The following is a 7,007-nucleotide window of genomic DNA, read 5'->3' as shown; positions in this document are numbered from 1 at the left end:
CGGGCCAGGCGGGGCCCAGCGCCAGCCGCTCCCGCCGCACGCCGAAGGCGGAGGAGATGACCACGAGCCGGAGGCCGAGCGGCATCCTCTCCCTGACCCTTGCGGGCGCCGTTGGCCTGGCGGGCGCGCTGCTACTGACTGGCCCCGCGGAGCCAGCGACTGCCGCCGGCCCCAGCCTGCAATCGCAGATCGACGCCGCCGCGCCGGGGGCGACCATCACCGTCGATGGCGGCAGCTATGAAGAGCGCATCGTCATCGACAAGCCGCTCACCCTGATCGGCAGGTCATCGCCTGTCATCGATGGTGGTGAACATGGCGACGTCGTGACGATCACTTCGGGCGATGTCTACTTCTCCGGCTTCACGGTAAAAGGGACCGGCCACGCCGTCACCCGCGAGCCGGCGGCGATCAAGCTGACGGCTGTCACCGGGGTTACGTTGCGCTGGAACCGCATACAGGACTCGCACTTTGGCATTTACTTGCTGGACAGCCACGAGGTCTTGATCGAGCACAACGCCATCGACCTCGGCTCGAAGACCCCGGTCGAGCGTCGTGGTCACGGCATCTACATGTGGCAGTCCGGCCACAGCGCCATCCGGGACAATACCGTACGCAATGCGGCGGACGGTATTCACCTGGAGTTCTCGCACACGAACGTCATCGCGGATAACAAGGTCACCGATAGCCGCTACGCTCTTCACTTCATGTACGCGAACGAGAACAAGGTCCTGCGCAACAGCTTCCGCCAGAACCTCGCGGGCGCCGTGCTCATGTTCTCCCGGGAGCTCATCGTCAAGGACAACGACGTCTCCGCGAACCGCAAAGGCGCGTCCGGCGCGGGGCTCCTGCTCAAGGACGTAGACAACCTCTTCGTCGAGGCCAACCGCATCGAACGCAACAAGTACGGCCTCACTGCCGAGGGGACGCCGCAGTCTCCCGGCGCGACGGCGATCTTCTACCGAAACCTCTTCGCCCTGAACGACACCGGCGTTGGCCTGATGAGCAACGCCCCCATCACCTTCGTCGAGAACTCGATGATAGAGAACGGCGTTCAGGTGAAGGCCCTGGGCGGCGCTCTGGCTTCGGGCATGCTCGCCTCGCACGAGCCGGCGAAGCCGTCCGCAACCCCCGTGTCCGGGGCATCCGCGCACGAGCACGCAGCGACGACGCCTACCACGCCGGCGGCCGCGGGCGGCGCCGTGACGTTGCCCAGGGCGGCGATGTGGAGCGCGGGCGGGCGAGGCAACTACTGGAGCGACTATCGCGGCTATGACGCCAATGGCGATGGCGTGGGCGACAAGCCCTACCGGCCGGAACCGGCGTTCGTCGGAGAGCTGGCGAAGAACGAGTCGCTGCGCGCCTTCCAGTTCACCCTGGCGCAGCAGGCGATCGACACCGCCGCGGAGATGTTCCCTCTCTACCAGTACGACGCGGTGATCGAGGACGCCGCGCCGTTGATGCGGCCCGCTGCCGCCCTCAGTGTTACGGCTGAGGAAGGAGTCGACCTTTCCGTCCTGGCGCTGAGCGCGGCGATGCTGGCGCTGTCCGTGCTCGCTGTGCTGGCGCTGAGGCGTCCGCGCTGGCGGCCCGAGCCGGCCCTCGGTATGGCCGCTCAGGCGGCCGGAGGAGGCCGGTGATGGCAGCGCCGCTGCTTCGCGTAAGAGGTCTCACGAAGACCTATGGCCGTCTCCGCGCCCTGAGCGGGGTCAGCTTCGACGTGAACGCGGGCGAGGTCGTAGCCGTGCTGGGCGCGAATGGCGCCGGCAAGACGACGATCTTCCGCTGCATCCTGGGTATCACCTCCTTCGAGGGCGACATCGAGGTCGACGGGTTGCCGGTGCCGGCGCGCGGTAAGGACGTCCGCAGGCGGGTCGGTTACGTGCCCCAGGTGCCGGACATCGCCGACGGAGATACGGCCGCCGGCCTGCTCGCGTTCATCGCCGAGCTGCGGGGTATCGACCAGCGGCGCGTCGGCCGGGCGCTGGACAGCGTCGGCCTCCGGCCCCAGGCGAACACGCCGGTCGCGAACCTTTCTGGTGGCATGAAGCAGCGCCTGGCCTTCGCCGCGGCGCTGCTCGCGGACCCGCCGCTCCTGCTCCTGGATGAGCCGACCTCGAGTATGGACATCGCCAGTCAGGCGCAATTCCACGAGATACTCATGCGCCTGCGACAGGAGGGCAAGACGGCGCTTATCGCCACTCACTACGCCAATCGTCTGACGGCGCTTGCCGACCGGGCCATCGTGCTGGACAGCGGACGGCTCCTGTATGCCGGGTCCATGAAGGAGCTTCTGGAGCGCCGGGCGCGCCGGAGCTTCCTCGTCAGCATCAACGGGACCTCGGTGGACGCGTTTACTTCGGCGCTGGCCACCGTCGGTGTCGGGCCGGAACGCATCCGGCCGGCCGAGGTCACGTGGGAGGAAGTGTTCGCCGACCTCCTCGGCGCAGGTGTGGAAGGGGGTGGCAGATGAGCGCGGCCGCAACCATCGCGCGTAAGGAATTGCGGGACGCGAGCCGCAGCGGCTGGCTCGTCGGCTACGCTGCCCTGTTTTGCCTCCTCGCCCTCGGTCTTTCTTACCTGGGCCAGCGCAACCTGGGCGATGTCGGGTTCGAGAACTTCAGCCGCACGACAGCCAGCCTGGTCAACCTGTGCCTGCTCCTGACGCCTTTGGTGGCGCTGACCGTGGGCGCCGGAGCGATCGCGGGCATGCGGGAGCGCGGGTCGTTGGACTACCTCCTGGCGCAACCGATCGAGCGCTGGGAGCTACTGGCGGGGAAGTTCGCGGGCCTTTTTGGAGCGATCGCGCTTGCGACCGGCGGCGGCTTCGGTGCTGCCGGACTGCTGATCGCCGCTTCGGCGCCGGGCGTGGACGCGGCGTTGTACATCCTTCTCTTCGCGCTGGTGCTGGTCCTGACCGCCGTCATGCTGGCAGCCGGCCTGACCGCATCGGTGGTCGCGAACAGCCGCGCCCAGGCTCTGGGTATGGCGGTAATGGTCTGGTTTGTGCTGGTGCTGTTTTTCGACCTCGTGCTCATCGGGTTGGTCTCGTCGGCAAACCTGGGCCCGGGGGCGATGCTCGCGTCGATCCTGCTGAACCCGGTGGAGATCGCGCGGGTGCTGGCCGTCGTGCAGCTCGAGCCGGAGCTGGAGGTACTCGGGCCCTTCGGGGCGTACGTGTTGGACAGCTTCGGGCGCACCGGCGCGAGCCTGCTCCTGGCGGGTGCGCTGCTGGCCTGGCTGGCAGCCGGCTGCGCGGCCGCTGCCCTGAGCTTTGGGCGGCGGAGGAGTTGATCGCGAGAAAGGGCCATTTGGCCCTGACGCGCCAGAAGCGGTGTGCTTAAGATTAGTGAGCGCTTGATAAGGAGATATTCGGCGAGGTGAGTGCCTTCAGCTTTGCCCTGGCAGCGCGGGAAACCCGCATCGGCGGCGCCGTGGCACAGGCGCTTACTCTTGCCACGCCCATCGCGATCCTCGCCGGCGCCGTGCTTGCCTTTGGCGGCTCCGCGTACACGGTGCCGGAACGCGCCGCCACGCCGCCCGGATTCTCGCTGGCGGAGTCCGCTGGGGAGTCGCCGGCGGCCGTCTACTACCTCGTGCGGCCCTTGGGCGCGCCAGCCCTGGACGCGGCCGAGTGGATGGCCGGCGGCGCGCTCGACAACGTGATCGTGATTACCGGCCCGGAGCATGAGGCCGCGGTGCTTCGCTACCTGAAGGCGAAGAACGACGCGTACCTGGCTGCCGGCCGTCCCGGGATTGCAGTAGTGAACCTGCTCAGTCCCTGATTAACTCTGTCGGTCCACCTCCCGAACGGCAACCCGGCTTCTGCTCCCAAGCCGGGTTGACCGTTTACAGGACAGGATCGACCCCTTGCCGGAGACACGGAGAGAATGGTGATGAAGGCGAGCGGTATCGACATTCGCGGCGGCTGACAGGCGCCGGAGCTCATGCCCCAGAGGACGAAGAGCCTGACTTCTTCGTCTCCCTTCGTGGGCCAAGGTAGCCGGGTCCTTCTTGCTCCCCGAATGGGCATGATCAGCAACCGACGCGCCGGAACAGACTTACTGGCCTAGTTCAGCCGCACAGCGTCGAGTACCACCGACACCCCGCCCCTCCCGGGTGTATAGGATGTCCTGGTCCCCGCACAAGGTAAGTTTGACACTGGATTGGGCCGAAACTAGACTGACTAGCGAATTCAGTGCCCGTCGCTGGTGTTTCACGTGAAACAAACGACGGGCTGACGGCCCCGAAGCGGGGCGATCGTGAGGCCGGGTTGCCCAAACGAACCTACCAGCCCAAGAAAAGACGCCGTCAGCGTGTCCACGGCTTTCGCGCCCGCATGTCCACCGCCACCGGGCGCAGGGTCCTGCAACGACGCCGCGCCAAGGGCAGAGCCCGTCTCGCAGTCTGACGACCGGCAATGGGGCGACTCCGCGTGCTCGCGACCGCCGGCTACGCCGCCGCGCCGACTTCGACCGCGTCCTCCAGCAGGGCAGGCACAACAGCGGCCGTCTCCTCGCTGTCCGCTCCATCTCAAACCAGGCAGGTATAACACGCTTCGGCTACGCGGTCTCGAAGAGGGTGGGCAAGGCGGTGGTGCGCAACCGCGTACGGAGGCGCCTGCGCGAAATCGCTCGCTCCCTGCCGCTCGCGGAGGGCTTCGACGTCGTCATTACCGCCCGGCCGGAATCGGCAAGCGCGGGCTTTCGCGAGCTGAAAGCGGAGACGGAGCTGCTCCTGCGGCGGGCGCGCCTGCTGCAGGCGCCGCCGGACTGAGGCCTCCCTCCCTGGCCGGACGCGTCCTCCTGCGGCTGATCGATGCCTATCAACGCGGTGTCTCCCCCGGCCTCGGGGCGAGATGCCGCTATCAACCGACCTGCTCGGCGTACGCCCGCGAGGCCATCGAGCGCTACGGCGCCCTCAGGGGCGCGTTGCTGACCTTGAGGCGCCTGGCGCGCTGCACGCCGCTCGGCGGCCGTGGCTGGGACCCGGTCCCCTGATGCGGCGGCAAGCGTTTCACGTGAAACTCTGGCCCTTGTCGTTGGCCCTGGCCGCCCTGGTGCTCGCGCTTGTGTCCGCCGGCTGCGTCAGCGCCGCCGGGTCGCGCGGCTGGGCGCCACCCGTGCAGACGGCCGACTTCCTGCTGGTCAATCCCGGCAAGGGCAAGATCGACGCCATCGACCCCATTACCGGCGACCGCAAGTGGCGCTTTCCCGACCACTGGCGCATCGAGGACCGCGAGGCGCGCAAGCTGTCGGCTGTCTACGGCCCTCCGATCGTATCCGGCGATACCGTCTTCGTCGGCGCCTACAACGGCTGGGTGTACGCCTTCAAGCCCTCCGAGGCGTCGGAGGACGAGGACAGGCGCCGCCCGGCCGCCGCCTTCAAGGTGCGCGGCGCCATCGTCGGCGGGATAGCCCTGGATGCCACGGGCGAGTACTTGTACGTGACCACGGACGAAGGTCTGCTCTACGCCATCAACGCCACGGACCTGCGGGCTGCGACGGAGGCGGGCAAGAATATCCGCGCCAGGTTCGAGCCCTTCCACGTGCCCGACCGCATCTGGACGCCGCCCGTAATCGCCGGCGACCGCGTCTACTTCGCGACGACCGGGGGCGAGCTCTATGCGCTTGACGCTCGCAACGGCGAGCCTGTGTGGCAAGAGCCATTCAGGGCGGCCGCGGCGCTCGTTTCGACCCCCGTGGTAGCCGATGGCATGGTGCTTGTCGGCGGCTTCGACAGGCGCCTGTACGCTGTGGACGCCTCGACCGGGCGCGAGAGGTGGCGGGCGGAGGCCACGGACTGGGTCTGGACGAAGCCCCTGGTGGACTCCGGCACCGTGTACTTTGCCGACTTTGCCGGCAAGGTGTTCGCCGTGAGCCTTGGCAGCGGCCAGCCCGTCTGGCAGGAGCCTTCCGATGTCGGCAGGTCGGTCCGCGCCAGCCTCGTCCTGGCCGGCGGGAGCCTCGTAGTAGCCACCGAGTCGGGCGACCTCTACGGGCTGGAGCCGCGCTCAGGCGCCCGGGCCTGGGGCCCCGTGCGCCTGGGTAAGACGCTGCACGCCGACCTGCTGGCCAACGGGGCGACCGTGTATGTCGCGCCCACGGGCTGCGTGGGCGACGAGACGGGCGGCAAGTTCTACTACTATCGGGTGAACACGTCGACGCGCGAACGGCAGTCTACGGCGAGCGTGTGCTGATGGTCGGCGACTTCTTCAACCTGGTCCTCATCAACCCCCTCACGAACCTGTTCGTCCTCCTCACGGTCGTGCTGGGGAACAGCGGGCTGGCCGTGATCGCGCTCACCGTGATCATTCGTGTACTCACGTGGCCGCTGCAGCTGAAGCAGATGCGCATGACGCGAATGATGGCCGCGATCTCGCCGCGGCTACAGGAGATCCAGAAGAAATACCGCGACCCGCGCCGCCGCTCCGAGGAACAGATGAAGCTCTACCGCGAGGTCGGCTTCAACCCGCTCGGCTGCATGGGCAGTGCGCTGATTCAGTTCCCGATCTTCATCTGCCTTTACGCCACGCTGCGGCTGGCCCTGGGCGAAGCGCCCGAGGCGAGCCTGGCGCTGGCTGACCGCCTCTACGGCTGGAACTATCTCCGCGAGGCGATACCGCTGGACGAGAGCTTCCTCTGGCTGAACCTCGGGCGGCCAGACCCCTTCGTTATCCCCGTCGCCGTCGCAGTATCGACCTACGTGTACCAGAAGATGAGCTCTATGCCGCCCACGGACGAACGGCAGCGGGCGCAGATGAACATGATGAACCTGATGATGCCGCTCATCTTCGCCTGGTTCACCCTGACCCTGCCCAGTGGCGTGGGCCTATACTACGTCCTGTCCAACATCATGGGCATGGTGATGCAATACGTGTACGTGGGCGGCGGCGCCTTCAACTGGAAGGGCGTCCTGGGCCTGAATACGGAGCCCGTGCTTCCGAAAGCACTGGAGCAGCGCGAGAAACACATGGATGCCGTCCGCAAAACGATGGCGGAGGACGAAGA

9 protein-coding genes are annotated in these 7,007 nt (G+C 67.5%); all 9 read left to right on the top strand.

The genetic code is table 11. The features are described from left to right. A partial coding sequence (locus VNN10_15240; protein ID HXH23373.1) for a right-handed parallel beta-helix repeat-containing protein occupies positions 1-1,637 on the top strand: 1,637 nt, incomplete at its 5' end. Further along, on the top strand, positions 1,637-2,470 hold the full coding sequence (locus tag VNN10_15235) for an ABC transporter ATP-binding protein (protein HXH23372.1): 834 nt from the start codon (positions 1,637-1,639) through the stop codon (positions 2,468-2,470). The genes VNN10_15240 and VNN10_15235, both read left to right, overlap by 1 nt. Further along, a complete protein-coding gene (locus VNN10_15230; GenBank protein ID HXH23371.1) occupies positions 2,467-3,291 on the top strand; it encodes an ABC transporter permease subunit in 825 nt (274 codons plus the stop codon). Before VNN10_15235 ends, VNN10_15230 begins: the two co-directional genes overlap by 4 nt. A gap of 86 nt (positions 3,292-3,377) precedes the next feature. Beyond that, complete coding sequence (locus tag VNN10_15225; GenBank protein ID HXH23370.1) at positions 3,378-3,782, top strand: hypothetical protein; 405 nt, start codon at positions 3,378-3,380, stop codon at positions 3,780-3,782. A 488-nt stretch (positions 3,783-4,270) separates the two neighbouring features. After that, complete coding sequence (gene rpmH, locus VNN10_15220) at positions 4,271-4,408, top strand: 50S ribosomal protein L34 (GenBank protein HXH23369.1); 138 nt, start codon at positions 4,271-4,273, stop codon at positions 4,406-4,408. Continuing rightward, the gene (gene rnpA, locus VNN10_15215) at positions 4,405-4,773 is read left to right on the top strand and encodes a ribonuclease P protein component (protein HXH23368.1); all 369 of its coding nucleotides are present in this window, start codon (positions 4,405-4,407) and stop codon (positions 4,771-4,773) included. The genes rpmH and rnpA overlap by 4 nt, the downstream gene beginning before the upstream one ends. Beyond that, positions 4,770-4,997, top strand: coding sequence for a membrane protein insertion efficiency factor YidD (yidD, locus tag VNN10_15210; protein HXH23367.1), 228 nt, complete (start codon positions 4,770-4,772; stop codon positions 4,995-4,997). Before rnpA ends, yidD begins: the two co-directional genes overlap by 4 nt. Before the next feature lie 35 nt (positions 4,998-5,032). After that, complete coding sequence (locus VNN10_15205) at positions 5,033-6,196, top strand: PQQ-binding-like beta-propeller repeat protein (protein ID HXH23366.1); 1,164 nt, start codon at positions 5,033-5,035, stop codon at positions 6,194-6,196. Then, positions 6,196-7,007, top strand: an 812-nt coding sequence (locus tag VNN10_15200; GenBank protein ID HXH23365.1) for a YidC/Oxa1 family membrane protein insertase, incomplete at its 3' end; no start/stop codon positions are given. The genes VNN10_15205 and VNN10_15200, both read left to right, overlap by 1 nt.

Source organism: Dehalococcoidia bacterium, from assembly GCA_035574915.1.
GTDB lineage: Bacteria > Chloroflexota > Dehalococcoidia > DSTF01 > WHTK01 > DATLYJ01.
The sequence above is the reverse complement of the archived record's forward strand: the minus strand, read 5'-3'. Positions and strand labels throughout refer to the sequence as shown.

Bases quoted from the DNA above. Each gene is read 5' to 3' on its own strand.
- VNN10_15235 (HXH23372.1), top strand. From the start codon at position 1,637: ATGGCAGCGCCGCTGCTTCGCGTAAGAGGTCTCACGAAGACCTATGGC.
- VNN10_15230 (HXH23371.1), top strand. From the start codon at position 2,467: ATGAGCGCGGCCGCAACCATCGCGCGTAAGGAATTGCGGGACGCGAGC.